20 protein-coding genes and 1 pseudogene are annotated in these 24,307 nt (G+C 46.6%); 5 read left to right on the top strand and 16 right to left on the bottom strand.

What is annotated here, in order from left to right:
* Positions 1–186: 186 nt before the first annotated feature.
* The 3 genes and pseudogenes from ACXAEA_RS22110 to ACXAEA_RS22120 all read left to right on the top strand — a co-directional run bounded on the left by ACXAEA_RS22110 (position 187) and on the right by ACXAEA_RS22120 (position 2,192).
* Positions 187–635: pseudogene (locus ACXAEA_RS22110) on the top strand (DinB family protein).
* Between the two features lie 136 nt (positions 636–771).
* Positions 772–1,473 (top strand): DUF421 domain-containing protein, encoded by a 702-nt coding sequence (locus ACXAEA_RS22115; protein WP_475097993.1) that lies wholly within the window; start codon positions 772–774, stop codon positions 1,471–1,473.
* 11 nt (positions 1,474–1,484) lie between these two features.
* Complete coding sequence (locus tag ACXAEA_RS22120) at positions 1,485–2,192, top strand: YetF domain-containing protein (protein ID WP_475097994.1); 708 nt, start codon at positions 1,485–1,487, stop codon at positions 2,190–2,192.
* A gap of 44 nt (positions 2,193–2,236) precedes the next feature.
* On the opposite strand, the gene xylF is transcribed toward ACXAEA_RS22120, so the two are convergent.
* The 15 genes from xylF to ACXAEA_RS22195 form a co-directional block, all read right to left on the bottom strand.
* Complete coding sequence (xylF, locus tag ACXAEA_RS22125; protein ID WP_475097995.1) at positions 2,237–3,325, bottom strand: D-xylose ABC transporter substrate-binding protein; 1,089 nt, start codon at positions 3,323–3,325, stop codon at positions 2,237–2,239.
* 19 nt (positions 3,326–3,344) lie between these two features.
* A complete protein-coding gene (locus ACXAEA_RS22130; RefSeq protein WP_475097996.1) occupies positions 3,345–4,925 on the bottom strand; it encodes a response regulator in 1,581 nt (526 codons plus the stop codon).
* The gene (locus ACXAEA_RS22135) at positions 4,900–6,369 is read right to left on the bottom strand and encodes a sensor histidine kinase (protein WP_475097997.1); all 1,470 of its coding nucleotides are present in this window, start codon (positions 6,367–6,369) and stop codon (positions 4,900–4,902) included. The genes ACXAEA_RS22130 and ACXAEA_RS22135 overlap by 26 nt, the downstream gene beginning before the upstream one ends.
* Positions 6,366–7,343, bottom strand: coding sequence for a sugar ABC transporter substrate-binding protein (locus ACXAEA_RS22140; protein ID WP_475097998.1), 978 nt, complete (start codon positions 7,341–7,343; stop codon positions 6,366–6,368). The genes ACXAEA_RS22135 and ACXAEA_RS22140 overlap by 4 nt, the downstream gene beginning before the upstream one ends.
* Positions 7,344–7,497: 154 nt before the next feature.
* Positions 7,498–8,673 carry a sugar ABC transporter permease gene (locus tag ACXAEA_RS22145; RefSeq protein WP_475097999.1) on the bottom strand — a complete coding sequence of 392 codons (1,176 nt, stop codon included), beginning with the start codon at positions 8,671–8,673 and terminating at the stop codon, positions 7,498–7,500.
* Positions 8,674–8,685: 12 nt separating this feature from the next.
* Positions 8,686–10,206, bottom strand: coding sequence for an ATP-binding cassette domain-containing protein (locus ACXAEA_RS22150; RefSeq protein ID WP_475098000.1), 1,521 nt, complete (start codon positions 10,204–10,206; stop codon positions 8,686–8,688).
* A gap of 87 nt (positions 10,207–10,293) precedes the next feature.
* Entirely contained in the window at positions 10,294–11,397 is a 1,104-nt protein-coding gene (locus tag ACXAEA_RS22155; RefSeq protein ID WP_475098001.1) for a sugar ABC transporter substrate-binding protein, read from the bottom strand.
* Between the two features lie 372 nt (positions 11,398–11,769).
* Positions 11,770–12,246, bottom strand: coding sequence for a hypothetical protein (locus ACXAEA_RS22160; protein ID WP_475098002.1), 477 nt, complete (start codon positions 12,244–12,246; stop codon positions 11,770–11,772).
* A 297-nt stretch (positions 12,247–12,543) separates the two neighbouring features.
* Entirely contained in the window at positions 12,544–13,764 is a 1,221-nt protein-coding gene (locus tag ACXAEA_RS22165) for a CamS family sex pheromone protein (protein WP_475098003.1), read from the bottom strand.
* Positions 13,765–13,776: 12 nt separating this feature from the next.
* Positions 13,777–15,783 carry an NAD-dependent DNA ligase LigA gene (ligA, locus tag ACXAEA_RS22170; RefSeq protein ID WP_475098004.1) on the bottom strand — a complete coding sequence of 669 codons (2,007 nt, stop codon included), beginning with the start codon at positions 15,781–15,783 and terminating at the stop codon, positions 13,777–13,779.
* Between the two features lie 167 nt (positions 15,784–15,950).
* Positions 15,951–18,182, bottom strand: a complete 2,232-nt coding sequence (gene pcrA / locus ACXAEA_RS22175) for a DNA helicase PcrA (RefSeq protein WP_475098005.1) — start codon at positions 18,180–18,182, stop codon at positions 15,951–15,953.
* Positions 18,183–18,255: 73 nt separating this feature from the next.
* On the bottom strand, positions 18,256–18,942 hold the full coding sequence (pcrB, locus tag ACXAEA_RS22180; RefSeq protein WP_475098006.1) for a heptaprenylglyceryl phosphate synthase: 687 nt from the start codon (positions 18,940–18,942) through the stop codon (positions 18,256–18,258).
* Positions 18,943–19,080: 138 nt separating this feature from the next.
* Complete coding sequence (locus tag ACXAEA_RS22185; RefSeq protein WP_475098007.1) at positions 19,081–19,401, bottom strand: YerC/YecD family TrpR-related protein; 321 nt, start codon at positions 19,399–19,401, stop codon at positions 19,081–19,083.
* Between the two features lie 62 nt (positions 19,402–19,463).
* The gene (locus ACXAEA_RS22190; protein WP_475098008.1) at positions 19,464–20,501 is read right to left on the bottom strand and encodes a DUF3048 domain-containing protein; all 1,038 of its coding nucleotides are present in this window, start codon (positions 20,499–20,501) and stop codon (positions 19,464–19,466) included.
* A gap of 64 nt (positions 20,502–20,565) precedes the next feature.
* The gene (locus tag ACXAEA_RS22195; protein ID WP_475098009.1) at positions 20,566–22,305 is read right to left on the bottom strand and encodes an adenine deaminase C-terminal domain-containing protein; all 1,740 of its coding nucleotides are present in this window, start codon (positions 22,303–22,305) and stop codon (positions 20,566–20,568) included.
* A gap of 152 nt (positions 22,306–22,457) precedes the next feature.
* Here ACXAEA_RS22195 and ACXAEA_RS22200 point away from each other — a divergent pair, with 152 nt between their 5' ends.
* Together ACXAEA_RS22200 and ACXAEA_RS22205 are read left to right on the top strand one after the other, a co-directional pair.
* Positions 22,458–22,730 carry a YgaP family membrane protein gene (locus ACXAEA_RS22200; protein WP_475098010.1) on the top strand — a complete coding sequence of 91 codons (273 nt, stop codon included), beginning with the start codon at positions 22,458–22,460 and terminating at the stop codon, positions 22,728–22,730.
* 183 nt (positions 22,731–22,913) lie between these two features.
* Positions 22,914–23,027 (top strand): EYxxD motif small membrane protein, encoded by a 114-nt coding sequence (locus ACXAEA_RS22205; protein WP_475098011.1) that lies wholly within the window; start codon positions 22,914–22,916, stop codon positions 23,025–23,027.
* On the opposite strand, the gene purD is transcribed toward ACXAEA_RS22205, so the two are convergent.
* On the bottom strand, positions 23,005–24,267 hold the full coding sequence (gene purD / locus ACXAEA_RS22210; RefSeq protein WP_475098012.1) for a phosphoribosylamine--glycine ligase: 1,263 nt from the start codon (positions 24,265–24,267) through the stop codon (positions 23,005–23,007). The two genes, ACXAEA_RS22205 and purD, sit on opposite strands and share 23 nt — an antisense overlap.
* Positions 24,268–24,307: the final 40 nt, after the last annotated feature.

Raw genomic sequence — 24,307 nt, forward strand, 5'->3', positions numbered from 1 at the left:
GTGGTCGATATAATCCCAAATGTGGTCGATATATTTCATTTTCCGCTGATATATTCGAAAAAGTGGTCGATAAAATCTATTTTTCACTGATAAACCTGATCCATTTCCAATTTCGTACTTACTTTTAGCAGTCCCCAGAATCTACCGAATATTTATCTATCATTCAAAAAAGGGGTCTATTTTTACATGAAAAAACGGCATGAAGTGTTGTTCAATCAACTGGAGACCTATCGCAGCTATTTAATTGGGGTGACAGAGTAGAGGATGCTGATAAAATTCCGGCCGGATTCAATAATAATATCCGCTGGAACCTCGGGCATATTTACCTTGACCAATATCTATGGATCCAGGCGGTGACGAAGGAAAAGGCAGATGTTCCAGAAGAGTTCAATTCTTGGTTCGGCTACGGCAGCTCTCCGGCGAATTTCAACGAAGATACTCCCTCCTTCGCTTAGTTAAAAGAATTGCTAAAAACCCAGCCAGCAAGAATCAAAGAAACCTTTGGTGACCGCCTGGAAGAGGAATTCGCGCCAACCGAGATGGGCATGCATACGATCGAACAGGTCCTCACCCGAACGATCTTTCATGAAGGCATGCATTTGCAGACGATCCTCGATATTAAGAAATACATCTAAAGCAAAGAGCCAGCTCTTTGCTTTTTAACTTTTTCACAGCCTCGATTGTTACTCATTAAGATCTTCTCCTTAAGAATAAATTTCCAGCCTCTCCGCAAAATATAAAAAAGAAATGAGATTAGGAGTGAAAGCAACAATGGACTGGAAGGATGTATTTTTTAAAGCAGACGAACTGAATTATCTGGAATTATTCATCCGGACATCGATCCTCTATTTCGTCCTTTTTTTAGCCGATAAATCACTGGGGTTTCGGCAGCCAGGGATTGTCACTCCTTATAACTTCCTTGTCGCCGCAGGGATCAGCCATATCGCAGCATCGCGGATGGTACAACCTCAATCCAGGCCTGTAGACGCGATCGCCATTATCATCGTCTATATCCTGATTATCTTATTGATTTCGTACAGTTATTTAAAACTCTCCCCCTACTTTGCATCAAAAAGGCAAATGGTGCTTGTGGAGAAAGGAAAGGTTCGGAAAGAGAATCTGCGAAAGTCCAGGCTCACCATCGATAATCTCCTTTCAATCATGAGGCAAAGAGATATATTTGAGCTAAGCAATGTGGATTACCTTATTGCCGAGCCCAATGGCGATTACAGTGTAGCTAAAAAAAGCAGGGTGCTGCCCGTTACGAAAACAGCTATGAATATTCCAGCGAAAACCAAGGAATTATCGAGGATATTAATTTACGAGGGGATTTTAGATGTAAAGAGTCTCAAGGATTCCAACCTTAACCTGGATTGGGTCCATCAGCAGCTTAAATTAAACAATGTCACGGATATTAACGAGGTTTATATCGGACTGCTAACACCAGACCAACAATTATACATCAATAAATAGGAGGACTACCTTTGCCAGACGTTTTTGGAAGCATAGAAGAAATCACATTACTAGGCTATTTACTCCGGACTCTAATTGTCGGGCTTGTTGGGTTCCTTGTCGGAAGGTTCGTCTTTAATAGAGCAGTCAGCCAGCTGACCACCTATGATTTTGCGCTAATCTGGATTTTAGGTGCAATTACCGTTTCACCTTTATTGGATGGAAAAGTCTCATTCACTTATATGATCGTTCCTCTATTGACCTTGTTTTTCTGGCATACCACTTTCAGTTTCATTTCAATGAAAAATAGGAAGTTCAGCTTCTTTTTTAACGGAAAGCCTGCCATTCTGATCGAAAACGGAAAGGTCGTTCTAAAGACGCTGAAAAAGCAATTTATTAATGTTGAATTATTGTTATCCGAGCTTAGAACATATGATGTTTTTGACATAAGCGAAGTAAAGTATGCGGTTTTGGAGCCCAATGGCCATATTACGGTCATGAAATACGACTCTCACTCACAGGTGACGCCATCGGATTTAAATCTCCCTGCCAAGGCGACGGAATTGCCTTTAATTGTCATCAACGAAGGAAAAATCATTAGAGAAAACCTTCAAGAAGCCGGAGTAACCGAGTCTTGGCTGATTACTCAACTCTCAGCCCAAAATATCACTGATCTTAAAGACGTTTTTTTATCAACCATTGACAGCTCAAAAAAGCTATTTGTTTTGAAAAATGGATAAAAAAAGGCCGCAAGAGTAATACACTCCATGCAGCCTGTAGTCTTTCAATCCTTATTCTGATACACATCTTCCCTTGAATGAAAGCCATCTGCGATAATTGTCTCATCCATATTCAAGCGATCCACTGCTATAGGTGTCAGCAGCACGGATGGCACTTCGATCTTCCCGTTGTTCACTTTTCTGTTGATGGCCACGGTTTCGCCTTTTGCCATCTGGACGGCAATTTCGGCTGCTGTTTGTGTCAGTGCCTCGAGCGGCTTGTAGACGGTCATGGTCTGGGTTCCTTCCACAATCCGCTGAGCACCCGCCAGCTCCGCATCCTGCCCGGAAACCGGAATTTTGCCAGCGAGCCCCTGTTCAGCCAATGCCTCGATCACGCCGCCTGCCGTTGCGTCATTGGCACAGATCACCGCATCGATTTGATTGTTGTTCGCCTTCAGGGCAGCTCTCATATTCTCCTTGGCATTGGCAGGGGTCCAGTCCTTCGTCCATTGATCGAATACGACCGAAATATCCCCTCTATCGATATATGGCTGAAGCACGTTGAAGACGCCCTTCTTGAATAAGTGTGCATTATTGTCAGTGATGGCGCCGCCGATATAGACATATTTGCCTTTAGGGACCAGTTGGGTGATTACTTCTGCCTGTAGCTCGCCCACCTTCTCATTGTCGAAGGACACATACATATCAATATCCGCATTTTTCACAAGCCGGTCGTACGCCATCACCTTGATTCCGGCCATATGGGCCTTCTTGACGATGGTGGCGGTCGCTTCGGCATTATGAGGAACGACCACAAGCACATCCACTCCCTGGCTGATCAAGGATTCCGCTTGCGCGATTTGCAGGACGTCGTCCCCATTCGCTGCTAAAATCTCCACATCCGCGCCAAGCGCCCGAACGGCATCCCTGAACAATTGCCTGTCTCTAAGCCAGCGTTCCTCGACGAGAGTATCCATCGTAAAACCGACTTTGATTTTCTCCGCGGAAGCTGGTTTTTCTTTTTCTGGAGAGGATGTCTGAATCGGTACAACAGCTTTCTCTTTTTCCGCCTTGCATGCAGAGGCTGCGAACAGCAGAGACAGGATGCTTATGATCAAACCAACTTTTAAAAAGATTCTAGCCTTTGTCAATCTCCCACCTCCACTTGCGTCAGACCTGCTTGCTGAGCAAAGTTTTCCTGTATTCCGTTGGCGAAATGCTGCACATTTTTTTGAACACCTTGCTAAAATAATTCGGCTCATGGTAGCCAATTTCAAAGGTGATTTCCTTCAGGCTTTTCTCTGAATCGGCGAGGAGTTTCTTCGCCTTTTCAATCCTGCATTCTGTCAGGAAATCGATATAGTTGATGCCCAGCTTTTCCTTGAACATTTTACTGATATAGATCGGGCTTAAGCCCACTTTATTTGCGAGGGCATCGAGCGAGATATCCTTGTGGGAATGCTCGATGATGTATTGTTTGATCTGTTGGATTTTATCAGCTTCCAGGCGGTCATAGGACTGTTCATGTACCTGCCTCATCTGTCCTAGCAAATGGCTTGTTTCAATCCGAAGCTGGCGGTAATCCTGAGCCTGGAGCGAATATGTGGGTGTATCGATTTCAATTCCAAGCTCACTCATCACCCGGGATGCCATCCAAAGCAGCTCAAGAATCCGCTGCTGCGCCTGTAAAAGATTTGCTCCAGCGTTAGCATAGCTATGGATCACATCCATGATAGTCTCCGTTACGAGATCCCATTGTCCAAGCCGGACTTGATCAAACAACTGCTTTTCCCTCTGCCTGCCCAATTGCCCGTCACTGACTGCTCCAAGAATCGGCATGTCTGAATAAAAGCGGTATTTGGCAGGGATGGAAACATCCATCGTGGATTTCAATGCTTCCTGATAGGATTGCCTGATCTCATCGAGTGAGCTGTATGGGTTTCCAATCCCGATGAACCACCTGGCAGCTGGATTGGGGTTTACAGGTGTGAGAATGTCCTTTCCCAAGGATTCCGCCTTCGAAGACATCAAAATATCCCTTGCCAGTGAAACCGCCTGGGACCGGAAAGACTTGTCCTGTTCGCGGAAAACGATGATCGGAAGCTGGCAGCCTGATAATGCTCCTACCCAGCCGCTTCCGTTTTTGCGCACTTTTTCCTTGATCACATGATAGAGTTGTTCAGAGCCCGCCGGAAGCATCACGACCATGACAAAGCTTTCTCTTGTTGATTGGATTCCGAGCATTTCCATCAGCAGGTCGATATGGACCTCATGAACATGGTCATAGAGCAACTGTGTCACCACATCGGTCTCGACGACGCTCAATGCTTTTTCAAGTGCGTCCTGCTGAAGCTTGTTTACGGCATGTGATGCTTGTTCTGCCTCGATTTCCTTCAGCACCTTCCCGACAGTTTCGACGATTTCACTTGGCCTGCTCGGTTTCAGCAAATAATCTTTCACGCCCAGCTTCAATGCGGTTCTGGCATAGTCGAACATATCATAGGCCGTCACCATGACGAATTTTACCTCTGGATATTCAGCACTTATATGCTCGATTGCCTCCAGTCCGTTCATTCCTGGCATCATGATGTCCATCAGGATCAAGTCTGGCCTGAATTCTCCCACCATTTCCACAGCGATTTTCCCATTTTTCGCTTGTTCTATGATCAAATCCGGATATGCTTTTTGCAGGATCGCCTGCATCCCTTGCCGTTCAATTTGCTCGTCATCCACGATCAGGAGTTTTATCATGATGATCGTCCCTCCCTGTTTTCGGTATCGTTAACACTACCTTTGTTCCGTGTCCCATTTCGCTTTGAATCTCAAGCACATCTTCATTTTCGTAAAATAACCGCATGCGCTTCACCACATTGCTTAGCCCAATTCCAGTCGAATGGCCGCCGGTTTGGACGACCTGCTGTCCCTCAAGGATTTGCCTTATTTTTTCCTCTGGCATTCCCGGTCCGTCGTCTTCAATTTCAATTCGGACATTGTCTCCAACTTCCGCAATACGGAACCAGATGACGCCTCCATTTTCCTCAGGCTCAACCGCATGGATCACAGCGTTTTCAATGATTGGCTGCAAGGTAAGGCCAGGAATCTGAACACCGAGACACGCTTCATCCACTTCCATATGCAATTGCAGACGTTCCGTGAACCTTGCTTTCTGGATGTCAATATACTGCTTCAAAACCGCTACTTCCTCAAATAACGTGACGGACCTGTCCAGTCTCTTCAGGCTGTAGCGCAATAAACCTGCAACATTCACGATTATATCGCTCGTTTCCTCAGATCCTTCAAGATAGGCTTTTTTTGAAAGGGTATTCAAAGTATTGAACAGGAAATGCGGGTTGATCTGGCTTTGCAGGCTGATCAGCTGGCTTTCCTGTAACAGGAGCTTATTTTGCTGGAGTTCATGCTCAAGCTGAGCCTTCTCCTGAATTTCTGAAATCAGGTTATTGATATTGACGCGCATATGGTCAAATGTCTTGGCAAGGAAGGCGATTTCATCGTTGGAATCAACCTTGATTTGCAGGTCGAACCGGCCTTTCGACAGTTCATTCGCCGCCTTGGTCAAGTTTTCTACCGGTCTCGTAATGCTTAACGAGATCCAATAGGTTAATAGCATGCTTAATGTAGTAATCAGCAGGAACAGCCAGACCCCGAGCTTGTTCAGTTCTTTTGACTGGGCAATGATTCCCCTGTACATCAACTCGTATGTCTTCAATTCCTTATCAAGAAGCGTGAGCGAAGTCTCTGAAATATACATCGAAATCCTTGTCGCTTCAGAAAACTCTTTTGCAGAATCCTCGGTTTCCTTTTCCGACTGGTACAGCAATGCCCTGTCTGCTGTTTCCATCAGACTATCAATAAGATTCATATAGTTTGTAAGCGCGAAATCATTTTCAGCATTTTTCAGCTTATAGACCTCATATTTCGCTGAACGGATCTTTTCCTTGCTCTCGCTGATATTCTCCAAATTAGCCGTCGAAGGAAGCAGCAGGTAATTATTCAGGTCCGTGACCAGCTGCTGGCTCGCAATCGATACTTCGTTAAACCCCAGATATCTTTGCAAAATATTGTTATACTGACTTTGAGTTTTATGGTTGTAATATGTAAGCGCTATCCAAATTACCGACATAAAAACCAGGACGACCATAGCGAGCATCCATATTTTCTTCTGAATTCTGTTCATCTCTCGTCCTTCGCTTTCAGCATCCGAATGTCTGTCAGGTAGCCATTTTCATTAAGTGGAACCGTCTCATTCCTCAGCCATTTCATGATCAGGTTGACACTGACCTTCCCCATATCCTCAGGGGATTGCTCGATCACTCCGTCAATCTTTCCGCGCATTAAGAGCGATAGTGAATCCGGGGCATCGTCAAAGGTATAAATATGAAAAGGCTCTACTTGCGAGCGTCTGCTGATTTCCTGGATCATCGACCCTGCAATATTTGCATTGACAGCGATAAAACCATCTGCGTCAGGCATCTTGTTCAGCATGTCCCTGGTCGTTGCGATGACCTGGTCCCGCGCCTCGGTTGTTTCCGCATTGATCATCTGTATATCCGGATAATCCTTTAGAACATCCTGCATACCGGTCAGCCGCTGATCCTGATAATATTCATGGCGGCTATCAGACATCAGGATGATTTTTCCTGTGGAGCCCATGTCGGCCACCATCTGATTGGCGATCATCCTTCCGGCCATATATTGATCGGACCCAACATAAGTCCTTCTCAGGCTTTCCGTCATCGGCACATCATTGGCAACCGTTATGATGGGTATTCCGTAAAAAGCCGCCTTCACCTTTGTCAGGTTTTTAAATTCATCTGTATCCAGGCCCTGGACGATGATCCCATCAACCTTTGAATGGATGGCGATCTCTACTTTTTTCAGGAAATCCTCCTGGTTTTTCCCGTAGCTGCCCCATACCTCAAGGCTAGCACCCTCATCTCCTGCCTGCTTTTTCGCGCCGGCTCCTACTTTATCCCAAAAAGGGGTATCCAGCTCCTGTGTAATCAGCACGAGACGGTATTGTGACTCTTTTGATGAAGCTGTCTCAGGTACTTCCCAATCTGAACGAAAGACTTTTCCTGCAGATGAAAATGTAAAATAACATAGAATCAAAGTTATGACAGTGAGCAGGGATATGCCTATTTTTCGCAAAAGAAGACTCTCCTTTTCTACTAGTAAATTAGTTTCATAATACCATCTGCTGGAGAATGTTCAATAGCTTATTAGGACGGGAGTCCGGAAAGTGTTTTTAATAAATTTAAGGCCATGTGAATCACTCACACAGCCTTAGATATTCTAGTTCTGTTTATGCTTTTTTCCTGCGTGTCATGACGTCGAAGATTACGGCAGCAGCCAATACTCCTCCGCGGATGATGTACTGATAGGAAATACCGACACCAAGCAGGTTCATCCCGTTTGACAGGGAGGCCATTACGATGGCACCGATGATCGCGCCTGTAACTTTACCGACACCGCCTGCAGATGAAACACCGCCAACATAGGCCGCGGCAATCGCGTCAAGTTCAAACAATGTTCCGGCAGTCGTCGTCGCTGATTGCAGTCGGGAAGTGAATAAAATCCCAGACAAAGCAGCGAGCATACCCATTGAGCCGAAGACGGTGTAAGTGATTTTCTTGACGTTGATTCCGCTAAGATGGGCTGCTTCCGGGTTGCTTCCAACAGCGTAAATATGTCTGCCAAGCACGGTTTTCGTCGTCAGGAAGTGATAAACAAGGACGACAAGCAGCATGATGACAACTGTCCAGGAGAACCCGTTATATCCTGCGAGAATCCAGGTAATATAGGCAATGATCGCTGAAACGAATACTAGTTTCAGAGTGAAGATTCCTTTAGAAACTACTTCAAAATGGTACTTCAGTTTATTTTGGCGCGTGGAGATTTCACTATAGATATAGATTAGTATGCCGATGATTCCAACGATTAAAGAGAGCAGGTGCAGTCCATTCACTTCAACGATTGACGGGATAAAACCATTCCCTATTGCATTGAAATGATCGTCCTTGATAATGATCGTTCCTGATTTTTCCGTCACCTGGAGCAATGCTCCCCTGAAAATGAGCATCCCAGCCAGTGTCGCCACAAATGAAGGAATTCCGATTTGAGCGACCAAAAGGCCGTTGAACATTCCGATGATGATTCCAAGCACGAGGATGATTGGAATCGTTAAAAGAACAGGCACTCCTGCCTGCGTAAGCAGAATCGCAGCGATTGCGCCGAGAAAACCTGCCAGGAAGCCAACGGACAAGTCGATGTGCCTGATGACGATGACGAGTGTCATTCCAACCGCCAGTACTGCGATATAACCTGCTGAATCGAGCAGATTGCTTATATTTCGTGAGGACATGAACAGTCCATCTGTCATGATTGAAAAAGTAAGCATGATGAATATCAATGCGATATACATTCCGTAGTCACGGATATTGACTTTGACCAACGACCTTAGTTCTGCGAAAAAGTTCAAAGGGATAACCTCCTATTGCGTAGCAAGCTGCATGATATTTTCTTGATTTGCCTCGTCGATAGACAATTCACCTTTGATTTGTCCTTCTGCCATGACATACACCCGGTCACTCATTCCGAGCACCTCGCCAAGTTCAGAGGAAATCATGATAATGCTCATGCCTTCGCTGATTAACTTGTTCATGATTGTGTAGATTTCAAATTTGGCTCCAACATCGATCCCGCGAGTCGGTTCATCGAGAATCAGCAGCTTCGGTCCAACGAACAGCCATTTTCCAAGTGATACTTTCTGCTGGTTGCCGCCGCTTAAGTTGCCTACCACTTGCTCGAGGGAAGATGATTTGATGTTCAAGGATTTTTTGTAATCCGTGGCGATTTTAATCTCTTCGTTATCGTTTATGACACCATTTGCGGATACACCTTGCAGATGTGCCGCAGAGACATTGCTCTTGATATCCTGAAGCAAGAACAGCCCATCACCCTTGCGATCTTCCGTCACATAAGCGATGCCTGCCTTGATGGCCTCTCTTGGGTGCTTAAGCTTCCGCGATGAGCCGTTCAGCAGCAGGTCACCCTGCACTTTATACGATCTTGGATTCCCAAAAATACTTAAAGCAAGTTCAGTTCGGCCAGAGCCCATCAATCCGGCAATCCCGACGATTTCCCCCTGTTTCACATGGAGGTCGACTTCCTTAACCACCTGGCGGCCCAATTGGGCATCATATGCTGACCAGTTCTTCAATTCGAGAATGGTATCCCCAAAGTTCTTTTCAGGCCTCTTAGGATAAATATCTTCGATTTCCCGTCCGACCATATTCTTGATAATGATACTTTCGGCTACTTCTCCTTTGGAAGCGTCGAGTGTACAGATTGTCCGGCCGTCCCGCAGAACTGTCGCCTGGTCGGCGATCGAAATGACCTCCTTCAGCTTGTGCGAGATCATGATGCTTGTGATGCCTTGATTTTTCAGATCTGCCAATAACTCGAGGAGATTTTCACTGTCGTCCTCATTAAGTGCCGCAGTTGGTTCGTCAAGAATGAGCAGTTTTACATTTTTGCTTAGCGCTTTGGCGATTTCGACGAGCTGCTGCTTCCCTACGCTCAAGTCCTTTACAAGCGTTTCAGGGCTTACATCCAGCTTCACCTTATGCAGCATTTCCTTCGCTTTCACGATGGTCTGGTTCCAGTCGACGATCGAACCGCGCTTTACTTCGTTGCCCGCGAAAATATTTTCATAAACCGTAAGATCAGGAAACAATGCTAACTCCTGGTAAATAATTGCGATGCCGGCGTTTACGCTGTCACTGATTCTATTAAACTGCTGCACGGCTCCTTCGAAAACGATATCACCCTCGTATGTGCCATATGGATATACACCGCTGAGCACCTTCATCAGGGTGGACTTGCCGGCCCCGTTCTCCCCAATCAAACAGTGAATCTCGCCTTTTCTCACTTTAAAATTCACATCAGAGAGCGCTTTGACTCCTGTAAACTCCTTCGATATCTGGTTCATCTCCAAAATATAGTCGCTCATCCTGATCCCTCCCTTAACCAAACAACTGTTGCATTTTACAGAATAGTGGCAGATTGCTCCACCACTATTCCGCACAGATCTTGAGTTTTATTCTAATCCGGTAAAGTCGTCTGCTTTATAGTACTCAGAGTCAATAAGTTCTTTTTTCACATTTTCCTTATCCACAACGATGACGTCTGTTTGCTTTGCTTTTACATCGATTTTGCCGTTGTCGTAAGTTCCAGTTGTTTCAGGCTGTTTGCCATCAAGTACTGTTACCGCCATATCGATTGCATCTTTTACAAGAGTACGTACATCCTTGAATACTGTCATAGATTGCTTGCCATCGATAATGTATTGGATCGATGCCTTTTCAGCATCTTGACCAGTTACAACAAAGCTTGATACATCGCCATCTGTCGCAAAAACGTCAGCGATTGAACGAGCTGTTCCATCGTTTGGTGCAAGAATCGCTACATCGCCTTTCATGTCAGCGCCAGCAGCAGTCAAATGTGTTTGTGCTTTGTTTTTCGCTTCGTTTGGATCCCAGTTTGTTGTAACCTGTCCAAGGATTTTGCTTAGCTGGTCACGTGTAAGTTCAGCAGTATCCTTCAAAGCTTCAGCTTCGCTTGAGTTTGCGATCTTGAATGTTCCATCAGCAATCTTCGGCTGAAGCACCTTCCATGCACCCTCGAAGAACAAGAACGCGTTGTTGTCAGAAGCAGCGCCAGCATATAAATATAGAGGCACTCCAGAACCATTAACATTGTCAATTAAATATTGCGCCTGTGCAGCACCTACAGCCAAGCTGTCAAACGTTAAATAGTAATCAACTGCATCTGTATTCGTAATCAAACGGTCATAAGAAATAACCGTGATGTCTTCCTTTTTTGCAGCTTCTACTGCAGCCGCTGCAGCATCGCCATCCTGCGGACAGATGATCAGGACCTTGATCCCTTTGTTAATCAAAGTTTCAACATTTTCCTTTTCCTTTGCAGAAGACCCCTGGCTGAAAAGAACTTCTGTCGAGTACTTTGTATCAGCTAAAGCATCCTTGAAACGCTGCTCATCCTGCACCCAACGAGGCTCATCCTTAGTCGGAAGCACGATACCGACGTTTACCTCGCCTCCACCGTTGTTACATCCAGCAGCCAGCACCGTAAACATCAGCACAGCCAGCATAAGAGAAATCATTTTCCAAGCTTTCTTCATTGCCATTCCCCTTTCAAAACTTGTATTTATTTGCTTACAAGTTAATTATAGCTAGGGTGGATTTATGTGAAAGCGCTAACACTAGCACTCTTTTAATATCATCTGTACTTTTTTGTGGTGGACGAGTTTTTTTAAAATTGGCTCTGTTTAATTTGACTGTTGATTTTCGTTCCAGGCGCTTCGCTTTCCGCGGGCAGTCTGGGAGCCTCCTCGAACCCGCTCACGCACGATGAAAATGCGTTAGCATTTTAGGAGGAGTCTGTGCGCCTTCCACTAAAATCAACAGGTTTTAATAACCCACATTGGTCAAAACAGAGCCATAAAAAAAAAGCAAAGAGACATATTCTCTTTACTTAATTACACTAATAAAGGTCACTTCAGCTTCTTCTCTGCTTCAGCCTCTGCTTCTTCAATTAATTCGCTGACCACCTTGTCAGGATGATCAATAGCTTTCCTGCCGGCAAAGTATGGAAACATGTCTTTGATGTCCTCTGCGTAAAAACTTCCGTCTCTTGGCAAGGTATGGCTTAACACTGTGAGTGAGTCTCCGGTTCGTTCAATCTTCAGTACCATCGGCACAGACATGCCTGTGCCCTGCTCTATCCCTGTGCCTTCCTTGTAGTATTCCTGGATAAGCGCCCATATGTAAAGTTCACCCTTCTTTCGATCAGAATCCAGTATTTCATAAGCACTGAAAACCTCTCCACCAAAGTTGGGTGACATCACTTCCTGCCGGATGTACTTATCAATCTCCCGTTTGTCTTTTTCCGAGACAGTGATTGACCCGGATTGTGAACATCCCGCCAATAATAAAATAAGAAGCATTCCACCAAAGGACCATAGCCGCAACTCGATTTCCCCCTTGAACCACTTTCCTATTAAGACGCTCCTTAAAGACTGTTAGATACACTTTTTGAGTAATTTCCTCATTGCTCCGAAACCATGTGACCGTCATTTCGATTCTGCCGGGACTTCGGGCAGGCACATAATTCGCTTTCATGTGACCGTCATCCTGGTTTCTCCTTCACATCGGGCACATAGACCACTCCTATGTGACTGTATTCAAGATTTTCACCTCTCTTTGGGCACTTTCCCACCTTGCCTCAGCCACACAAAAAAAGCAAAGAGCCGCAGCTCTTTGCTTTTTTACTGATAAATATGCACAAATGGTTCGTCCTGGTCTGGTTTCTTGACGATCAATGCTTCCGGCCCCATTACGGATGATACTTTGACCTGCACGGATACGTAGTTCGGGAAGTGTTCCATGACCAGTCCTGTTACATACTGGGTGAAGCCGATGGCCTCGGCTTTTCCGTAAAATTGGATCGGGATGTCGATGTTCATCTCTTGAAGCTGTCCTTCAAGATAGAATCCTTTTCCGATGACGCCATTGAAGTTCGGGAAGTATTCTTCCACGTCTTGTTTGAAGTTTTGGAAGAATGTCAGGTCATCCCTGTGTTCCTTCTCTGCTTTTTCTGATGGGAACAAGATGTAGTCTTCTTTAACATCCTTCCAGCTGCCGATATTGCTGCTGCCCTGGGAAACCTCAGTATAGGCGAAGAAGTTTCCTGGCACGACGGAGGACCTGCTCTCCTGCTCAAACAATCCAATGGTGATCGGGACGTTTTTCAATTCTTCAATGTTTCGAAGTCTTTTCACGACTTCCTGGGCGATTTTTTTCCCTTCCGCCTCTAAAACCGATCGGGAAATATTTTTCTCATACACAGCACCATATGCCTCTGTACGGTAATAATGTACAGAATTCAGCGCAAGTCCGATGGCTACACCGCCAAGCTGGTACGTCCCCTTATCCCCGCCTGACTGGACAAGGTAGTTATGCTCAAGGATATGGGCAAGGTAAATTGGGTTCTTCTCATTACGTGCGTGGACGTCTCCCTTTCCTGAATCAGTGGGATTAAGCCCAATATTTTTGACGGTTATTTTTTTCTTTTTGTCTTTGTTTTCCTCTTTAGCCTGCAATTCTTTTTCCTTGGCTTTGACCTGTTCTTCCGTCATCAATCGTTCGAGCCATGACGAGACTGTATTGCTGTCAAGGTACTGACCTTCCTTGAAGACGTAGTCTTCAGTCGGAAAAGAATTTTGCGCAATCCGCATCAGGCCGGTTTCGAACTCGGTGATATCGTAGCGCGTGCTTAAATTGTTGACGACCATGCCACGTGCTTCCCCAGGCTCGAACGGCATGATTGTTCGGTAATATTTGTCCGAAATCTTGTATTTCGGGATAATCGCTTTTTCTTTTGTATCATCATCCTTCTCCTGGACGACCTCTTCCTGCTTTTGAAAATTAGGAGCACAGGCCGTCAGCAGAAGGACAAGGGATAGAGCGACCATTGAGAGCTTTCTCATGGTTTACACCTCTTATTTATTTAATTCTTCCAGCATTCTCTCCTCGTTCCACACTTCAATGCCCAGGCTTTCCGCTTTTGTCAGCTTCGAGCCGGCATCTTCACCAGCAATGACTAAATCCGTTTTCTTGCTCACGCTGCCGGCCACATTTCCGCCGAGCGCCTCGATTTTTTCTTTCGCTTCGTTCCGGCCCATCTGCTCAAGCTTACCGGTCAACACGATCGTTTTACCGGCAAAAAATGAATCAGAGTCTTCAGCCGAGACTTTTCTCGGTCCTTTGTATTCCATATTGACTCCGACTGCCTTGAGCTCGGAAACCAATTCCTTTACTTCTTCATTATCAAAATAAGTGACGATCGAGTCGGCCATTTTGTCGCCGATTTCATTGATCGCCGTCAATTCAGCCTTTGTTGCCTGCATCAATTGGTCCATCGTACCGAATTCCTGCGCCAATGTCTTAGCCGCTTTTGCCCCAACCAGGCGGATGCCAAGCCCGAACATCAGCTTTTCCAATGAATTGTCCTTCGAAGCCTCGATCGCAGACAGCAGGTTGCTGGCGGACTTCTCGCCCATCCGTTCCAGCGACAGCAGCTGCTCGCGTGTCAGCTTATAAATGTCAGCAACATCCTTGATCAACGCTTCCGCAAAAAGCTGGCTGACCACCCTTTCGCCAAGGCCGTCGATGTTCATCGCATCACGGGAAACGAAGTGAATCAGACCTTCCCTGATTTGCGCCGGACATTTTGGATTGATACAGCGAAGTGCGACTTCTCCTTCTATCCTCACAAGCTCACTAGCACATTCAGGGCATTCAGTCGGCATATGGAACTCGACTTCATCACCAGTCCGCTGCTCGGCAAGCACATTCACGACTTCAGGAATGATATCGCCTGCTTTTTTGACAACGACTTTATCGCCAATCTTGATATCTTTTTCACGAATCAGGTCTTCATTGTGCAGTGAAGCTCTGCCAACAGTGGTTCCTGCAACCTGCACAGGCTCAAGGATGGCAGTTGGAGTGACAACGCCTGTACGGCCGACACTCAGTTCAATGTCCTTCAGGGTCGTGACGACTTCTTCTGCAGGAAACTTGAAGGCGATTGCCCATCGCGGGCTTTTCGCGGTTGTGCCAAGCTCGGCCTGCTGGTCAAGCGAATCAACCTTGATGACGATGCCATCAATATCATACGGAAGGTTCGGGCGTTTTTCGACCCAGCTCTTCACATATTCGATGACACCCTCGATGCTGTCGACTTTCCTGCGTTCTTTATTCGCCTTGAATCCCAGTTTTTCCAGGTAATCAAGACCCTCGCTGTGAGCACGAATACCGGTATCACCAACATTCGAAATCCCATATAGGAAAACATCGAGATTCCTTGATGCCGCAATCTTAGGGTCGAGCTGACGAAGAGAGCCTGCCGCCGCATTACGCGGATTCGCAAACGGCTCTTCTTCTCTTTCCAGCCTCGCCTTGTTCAATTTTTCAAATGATTTCTTCGGCATGAATGCCTCGCCGCGGACTTCAAGCGAGACCGGCTCCTTCAGCCGAATCGGCAAGGAACGGATCGTCTTCAGATTGGACGTAATATCCTCGCCTGTCGTACCATCTCCGCGTGTCGCTCCGCGGACAAGCATCCCATCTTCATAAATGAGCGAAACAGCCAGTCCATCGATCTTCAGCTCGCATACATAAGATACATTGTCGCCAACACCCTGGCGGACACGCCGGTCAAAATCGCGCAGATCCTGTTCATCAAAGGCATTCCCAAGACTCAGCATCGGAATCGCATGCTGGACCTTATTGAACATTGTTAAAATCTCGCCGCCGACACGCTGTGTAGGAGAGTCGGGAGTCTGCAATTCAGGGAATTGCTCCTCAATTTCAATCAGTTCCCTCAGCAGCCTGTCGTATTCCGCATCTGGAACGGACGGCTGGTCAAGAACATGATATTCATAACTATATTGATTAAGCAGATTCTGCAAATCCTTGGCTTTTTTCTCAGCGCTCTGAAAATCCATAAATCCAGCCCTTTCATAACCGAAAAGCGCAAGCGCCTTGGTCAGCCCCGACAAGCGCTGGAGATCCTGCCAGTGAAGTCTTCTTTGACTTCATTGGCAGGACCGAAGCGGCTCGAGGGGTTAGGCGCTGGAGCTAGACAGTAATTTAATTGTAAGAATAAAATAGGTTACGCTTTTGTGATCGGGGCGAACTTTGCCAGCAAACGCTTGATGCCTGTTGGGCTTGGGAATGCGATATCAAGCTCCATTCCTTCTCCGGAGCCTTTTACACTGACAACCGTTCCTGTTCCCCATTTGCCGTGCTGGGCTTTGTCGCCGACTTTCCATTCTATTCCTTCGCCGCCGCTTGCTGCTGCGACCGGACGGGAAACGGCTCCTCGTGCTGGCATGGATGGCCTTGCCGAAGTTACAGGTCTTCCACCACCGCTTGATGGTGAAGGCTTTCTCACTCTTGGCACTGCGTCCTCAACGAGATCAGCCGGAATTTCCTTGATGAATCGTGATTCAGGGTTCATGTTCGTGCGTCCAAACAAGGTACGCATCTGGGCGTTCGTGATGAACAGCTCTTCCTCAGCACGGGTGATACCCACGTATGCAAGTCGTCGTTCTTCTTCCATTTCTTCCTCTTCCATCAGGGAGCGGCTGTGCGGGAAAACTCCCTCTTCCATTCCGATCAGGAACACAACAGGGAACTCGAGACCCTTCGCTGAGTGCAATGTCATCAGCGTGACAAATTCCGTCTTTTGCTGGCCATCATCGTCAAGTTTGTCGATATCAGCAACAAGCGCCAAATCTGTCAGGAACGCAACCAGGCTCTTATCTTCACTGCTTTCTTCAAAGCTTTTTGTAACCGTTAAAAATTCATCCAAGTTCTCTAATCGGCTCTGTGATTCCAGCGATTTTTCCGCCTTCAGCATGTCACGATAGCCAGTTTTATCAAGAACTTCTTCAACCAGTTCAGTCACCGACAGGTATTCCTGCTGGTGTGTATAGTTGCTGATCAAGTTGCGGAATTCAACCGCCGCTTTTTCTGCTTTCGGACTGAGGCCGATCATTTCAATTGTCTCCAGTGCCTGGAACATTGATAAGTCGTGCATCGCTGCGAAATTTGCGATTTTATCAATCGAAGTCGAGCCGATCGCACGCTTTGGCACATTGATGACGCGCTGCAAACTGATGTCATCATCCGGATTAGATATTAAACGAAGGTACGCAAGGATGTCCTTGATTTCCTTCCTGTCATAGAACTTGATGCCGCCGACAATCGAGTACTCGATGTTCGACTTCAGGAACGATTCCTCGATCACACGGGACTGGGCATTCGTTCTGTATAAAATCGCGATATCGGAGAGCTTACGGCCATTGCGCATCTGCTCCTGAATCTTACCGATGACGAACTGCGCCTCACCCTGCTCGCTGTCAGCTCGGTAATACATGATTTTGTTTCCTTCAGGGTTTTCTGTCCAGAGATTCTTCGGCTTACGGTTCATATTGTTCTGGATGACCATATTCGCTGCCAGCAAAATCTTTTTCGTCGAGCGGTAGTTTTGCTCAAGCAAAATCACATTCGCCCGCGGGTAATCTTTTTCAAACGAAAGGATATTCGCGATATCCGCGCCGCGCCAGCGATAGATCGACTGGTCGGAGTCACCTACGACACAAAGGTTCTGGAATCTTTGCGCGAGCAATTTCACGAGCATATATTGCGCCCTGTTCGTATCCTGGTACTCATCGACATGGATGTATTGGAACTTGCGCTGATAATATTCAAGCACTTCCGGCACGCGCATGAACAACGTAATTGTCGTCATGATCAAATCGTCGAAATCGAGGGCGTTATTTTTGCGAAGCCTGCGCTGATACTCCTCGTAAACATCGCTGACCTTCTGGGAAAAATAATCGCCTGCCGTTTTTGCGTATTCCTCAGGTGTGATCAATTCGTTTTTCGCCGAGCTGATCGTACCAAGAATTGCACGTGGATCGAATTTTTTCGGATCCATGTTCTTGTCCTTCAAAATCGACTTGATGACCGATTGCTGGTCCGTCGAATCAAGGATCGTGAAGTTGCGGTTGTATCCCAGTCGGTCGATGTCACGGCGCAAAATGCGCACGCACATCGAGTGGAACGTCGAAATCCAAATATCGTCTGCCGCTCCGCCCATCATCTTCTGGATCCTCTCACGCATTTCGCGTGCTGCTTTATTCGTAAACGTAATCGCAAGGATGTTATAAGGATTTACCCCTTTTTCCACCATTAAATACGCAATCCTGTGTGTTAATACTCTTGTTTTACCAGAACCTGCCCCTGCCATCAGCAGGAGTGGCCCATCCAGTGTCTTGACAGCCTTCTGCTGCTCCGGGTTCAGGCCATTCAATAATTTATCTGTTAAAAATTGCACATTTTTCACCACCATACAAACATTTGTTCTTATTTTATCTCAAAACAAAGTGACATACAACTTGTCCATTAGCTTATTTTTTCGCTGCTGCTACTGTCTTCAATGCCTCATCAAGATTGCTGTAAACAACATTTCCAACCACAATGACATCGGCATGTCCGGCCATTTCCGCCGCCTGCTGTGCCGTTTCAACTCCGCCTCCATAAAAAAGGACGGTACTTTCAAGGACATCTTTAGCCGCTTCAACATATTCAGGATTGCCATAAGTGCCGCTGTATTCTAAGTAAAAAATCGGCAGGCTGAACATTTTCTCCGCCATCATTGCATAGGCCCGAACATCATCGATTGAAAGCTCAGTCTTCGCTTCAGTCAGTTTTGCTGCCTTGCATTCCGGATTAAGGATGCAATAACCTTCCATTCTAACCTCTTCCCAATCCATCAGGTCACCATACTCCTTGACAGCCTCATGGTGAAGCCCGGTGATCCACTCAGGATTGCCGCTGTTCAGCACCGTCGGGATAAAATAAAAATCGAATCCAGGAGTGATCGAATCGAGCGTCGAAACCTCGAGAATGCACGGAACCGTGTAACGGCGGACGCGGGACATCAAATCAAGGACTCCTTCAAGGGTGATCCCATCCGTTCCTCCAACCATGATCGCGTCGGTACCAGACTCGCAAATTCTATCTAATTCTTCATCAGTTATCTCTTTATTAGGATCGAGTTTGAACACATGTCTCCACTCGCGAACATCGTACATCCTTGAATTGCCCCCATTCTATCTTTCCATTCCACCATTATAGCATTTGTTGCTTGTATATAAAAAAGGAAACATAAGGTTGTTTGAACCAAAATAAAAAGAACGAAACCTCTCAGGTTCCGTCCTCTTTGCAAAAGATTATTTCGCTTGTTCTTTCTCGGTATTCTCTTGCTCTTTCAGTCTTTCAAGAGCCATTTCATAGGCATCGTTTCCGTAGTTCAAGCAGCGCTTCACACGGGAAATTGTTGCCGTGCTTGCGCCTGTTTCTGTCTCGATTTTATGATAAGTCTTGCCCTCGCGAAGCATGCGGGCAACTTCAAGGCGCTGTGCGAGTGATTGAATTTCATTCACTGTCGCCAAGTCGTCGAAGAAACGATACGCTTCATCCAGATCTTTTAGCGATAAAACCGCCTTGAATAATTGATCGAGCTCTTTACCTCTTAATTTATCAATTTGCATATAGTCTACCCCTTAATTCACTCAGAATTTATTACGGCTGTTTTCGCATCAGCGAAATCGCCTTATTGCTGTGAGTCGAATGAGACATCGCTGATTGATGGGACGATATTGATCCATGTTTTCCCGGGAACGAAACCAGCTTTTACCCCATCCTTATAAGGGACGATCCTGCCAGCTTCATTTTTCCATTCTATCTCATTGACTTTGCCTTTTTGGAACAGATATCCCTTGCCGCCGGTGTTCATGTCGATCACCCTGCGTCCTGCGTTGTCGACCACCTTATGATTCATTTGCACGACGAGTACGTTGTCGAGCAAAACAGGTTCCTTTGATTCAAGGTCGACCGTTTCTTCACTGCCTGAGAAACGGTGATACTTCCCTTTTTCCGCGTCGTATTCATAGATGGCATCGAACGAAGGCGATCCGTAGGACACCATGAATTCTTCGGCAGCAACACCTTCCAGCGCTTCAGTTTCCTCACTGCTGAGGAATACCGCTGCATCAGGTGCTTCATCCAGGCCATACCCGTTCTTCTCCGCACCTTTTACAATATTCTCATAGGTAATATAAGAATTGTGAGGTGCCTTGCGGAAATCTGCGCGCTTGAACAGCGTTCCATCATATTGCATGCCGTTGATGTTATCGATTTCCCCTTGTTCAAGTCTTGCCTTCGCTTCTGGACTGTAGCCATGCGCAATGAAAAAGCTGTCAAACCCAGAAGCAATGTCGATAAAATATTCCCTCGCACTGCGGACTGGACCTACTTTCTCAGGCTTTTCACTCTGAAAAACCGCGACAAACCTTGTGACGTCCCCTTCAGCCAAAACTTCGTGGACGATATCCGCTTTATGGAGGCCTGATTGCGGACGCGCTTTAGGATGGTTATTGACCACCACTGCAACTGCTCTAGCTGAGGATTCCTCTTTGCTGCCAACACCGGTCAGAGGGAATTGATGCTTGAATTCCTCTACTTCCTTTACGACCTTTTCTACTTCTTTTTCTTTATGTTCTTTTACTTCTTCTTTTTCTGTCTCTTTACTGCTGCAGCCAGCTGTTAGCACCATTGATGCTGCCAGCACAGCGATCCATTTTTTCATCATTCTCGCCACCCCTTGAACCCCTAGTTCGTTCATGGCTGTTTCTGTCTAGATGCACTTTTATATTTTAACGCATTATCGTTGGAAAGAGTACCGTTTTTTTCATCACATCATAGATGCCTTGCTGCGTAATCCGGATGTAAGGCAAATGCGTTGAACTGAAGAATAATAGCGAATAAATCGGATCGGCGAACTTATATCCTTTTTCCTTTAAGTACTCAAGCAAATGCTTTTCTTCCGCCATCAATTCAGCTACCGGATGGCTGGACATGATCCCCTGCAGCCTCAACGGTATTTCCCTGACAGGCACCCCATTTTCACAGGCAACAATGCCGCCGCCCAGCTCTTTCATCCGGTTAAAAGCAGCGATCATATCGTGCTTGCTTTTACCGATTAAAATGATGTCACCGGTATTGGAAAAGGAACTTGCAAGCCCCTGCAGCTCTGTAGCGAAGCCTTTGAGGACTGTGTTGATTCGCCAATGCCCATGACGGTCAATCAGCATGAAAAAGCACTCGTCATGATTTGAAGATAGTTCTTCATCCGACACATCGATTGAGATGGAATATGGCTTCGTAATCACCGAATTCTCCATCTTGATCCCGAACGGCATCGAGAATTGCATATCGTCCATCGTAAGATCCCAATCCAATTTCAGCGGCTCAAATCCCATTTTGGACCAGTCAAGTTCCCTCGCTGCATCGATCGCCTCGCCATCACGCTTCACCCACTCGCCTTTTGCCAGCACTGAAACAGGTGTTGGATTTTTCTCATCGCTCAAGATATTGATGTTCGCAATCCGGCCAGTCGCAATATTACCGTGAAGATGCTCGAAGTTATAATAGCGCGCCACATTGATCGTCGCCATATTGTAGGCATCAATGACAGGAACACCCTTATCGAGCGCGATGCGGATCAACTCGTCCATCACGCCATTTTCGTAAAAAGCAGTCGAAGCGCCGTCCGTCGTCATCATGAAACGTTCATACACCGCGATATCAAGCTCATGGATCTCATCGAGCAGTTTCGGTAAATCCGGACGAATCGATGAGTGCCTCAGCGACACCATATATCCCTGCATCAGCCTTCTTCTGACTTCTTCGCCAGTCATTGCTTCGTGGTCGCAATCCGCGCCGAAGAGCATCATTTTTGCGAGCGTTTTTTCCGATGCGCCAGGGAAATGTCCTTCGATTTTCTTGTGGTGGCGTTTCGTTTCCTGCATCCAGTGAAGGATCATATCATCGCCGTTCATGAGCTTCGGCCAGCATGTCAGCTCACCGCCTTGTACTACATTCTCGTGCTCCAGCCATGCCCTTATATTGCTGTTGGAGAACACCTCGTCCTCATGCTGGATTTCAGTCTGTGCGTCAAAACGGCACCACCAGTACATCGTGACCGGATTGTCATTCAGCTCTTCAATAAAAGAAAACGCTTTCTTTTTACCTAATTGTAAAGCAAGCACCATATTGTCATTGATCAGGGTTGTCGTCCCCGTCTGCGATGCATAGGCAGCGAAAGAATGGGGATTATAAAGTTGAAACGGGTGGGCGTGAGGTTCAATATAACCAGGCACCAGCTTCATTCCTGTGCAGTCCACGATCTCACACTGCTTTGTATTTTCAGGCAGGTTTTCACCAACATACACAATCCTGTCATTGTAAATCCAAATATTCGCAGTCATCCACTTGCGGAATGTCTGGTTCAAATACGTCGCATTCTTCAATAAGACCGTCGGTGAAAGGGTGCCGTCCAAAACAGCAGCATGGTCGCGCAATTGTTTGTTTTTCCATCGATAACGTTGTTCCATGCCATGTTCCCCTTTTCTCTATTTAAAAAAATCAAAGTTCCATAAAAAAAGAAAGCCCTTACATTATTGTATTATCGTAACATATTTCACTGTTTAACGCACTAAAGAATTTGAATTTAACTGTAAAAAATCTGTAAAGGAGCGATGGGAAAATGAATGTTCGTCCGAATATCGGTATCATCAACGCACTCGTGAGAATCACAGCAGGGCTGACGATTCTAGCATGGTCCACGTCAAAAATGGTGAAACGGCCATGGAAGGACTCCTATATTTTCATGGCGATGCTTGGCGCGATGAAAGTCGGCGAAGGGATTGTCCGCTACTGCCCGCTGACTGCCGCCTATGAGAAAGGCCAGGATATGATGGAGCAGAAAAATGCCGAGAACGGCGAGTCAGAAGGCTGGATTCCTTATAACCCTAGTTAATTAGAAAAGCGTAAGCCCTTAGTCAGCCCCGACAAGCGTTGGAGGGCCGACCAGTGAAGTCGCTCTTTGACTTCACCTGAGCGGACCGAAACGACTCGAGGGGCTAGGCGCTGGACAGTTCTCTAAGTGAAATATATATAAAAGCCCCCAAACCTGGGGGCTTCATCAAAAGGAGATGATACTATGTTCTGGGAATATTTAATGGATGTAAGCTTCGTCTGGATTGCTTTGATTGGAAGCATCATCGCATTGCTTCTTGTTTATTTGAAAGGTTCTAGCAAGAGACGTGCCCGATAGCCTTGCTGCCAATGTCCTTACGGTAAAAGGTTTCCGGGCAGTCCAGCTTTTCAAGCTCAGCATATACCTTTTGCTGCGCTTCTTTTAACGATGCCGCTTTTGCACCGACAAGCAGCACCCTGCCACCGTTAGTCACGAACTCGCCCTGGCTGTTTTTCGCCGTGCCGGCATGGAAAACTTGTGACATGCTCTCAATGCCTTTAAGCACAGCCCCTTTTTTATATTCCTCTGGATAGCCATTGGCCGCGACAACTACGCCGACCATTGCTTCTTCATACCATTCAAGCTCAGGCTGCTGGCCATCAAGGAGCCCCAGCATGACCTCGACCAGATCCGATTTCATCCTTGGCAGAACCACCTGCGTTTCCGGGTCGCCAAATCGGGCATTAAACTCAATGACCTTAGGGCCTTCCGCCGTCTCGATCAGTCCAGCGTAAAGGATGCCCGTAAAGCTCCTGCCTTCCATATCCATCGCAATCGCCGCTGGATGGAGAACTTTTTGCACAGCCTCATCAATTGTTTCCTTGCGGATATGCGGAACTGGGGAGTATGCACCCATGCCGCCAGTGTTCGGTCCGTGATCTCCATCAAATGCACGCTTATGGTCCTGGGCAATCTCAAGCGGGATCACCGTTCCACCGTTCACGAACGCCATCAGTGAAAACTCTTCCCCTGTTAAAAATTGCTCCATGACCACACTTGCCGAAGCTTCACCAAATTTCCCGTCAAGCAACATTTCCTGCAATGCCTGTTCTGCTTCCTGCATGGTCATCGCCACCACAACGCCTTTTCCCGCTGCCAGTCCGTCCGCCTTGATGACAATCGGGGCACCGGCCTTCATAAGAAAATCCCTTGCCGATGCATAGTCAGTGAATGTTTCGTACGCAGCAGTAGGGATGCCATACTTCTTCATCAAATCCTTGGCAAACGATTTGCTGCCCTCAATGATCGCAGCTGCTTTTCTTGGGCCAAAAACCCTCAAGCCTTCCTCGATGAAGCGGTCAGCCAGCCCTTCCAGCAATGGAACCTCAGGACCGATGATCGTCAAACCGATTTCCTGCTCCTTCGCGAATGCAACAAGCTCCTCTGTCTCGGTTTCATTAATTGGGACCAGCTTCGAGCAATCCTCCATACCAGGATTGCCCGGGGCCACAAAAACCTCCGTCACAAGCGGACTCTCACAGACTTTCATGCAAATTGCATGCTCTCGGCCGCCTCTTCCAACCACAAGAACCTTCATAACCGCACCTCCCTAAATTCTGGACTGCTTAGTAATTCAC

Source organism: Mesobacillus sp. ABV4_180, assembly GCF_056158485.1.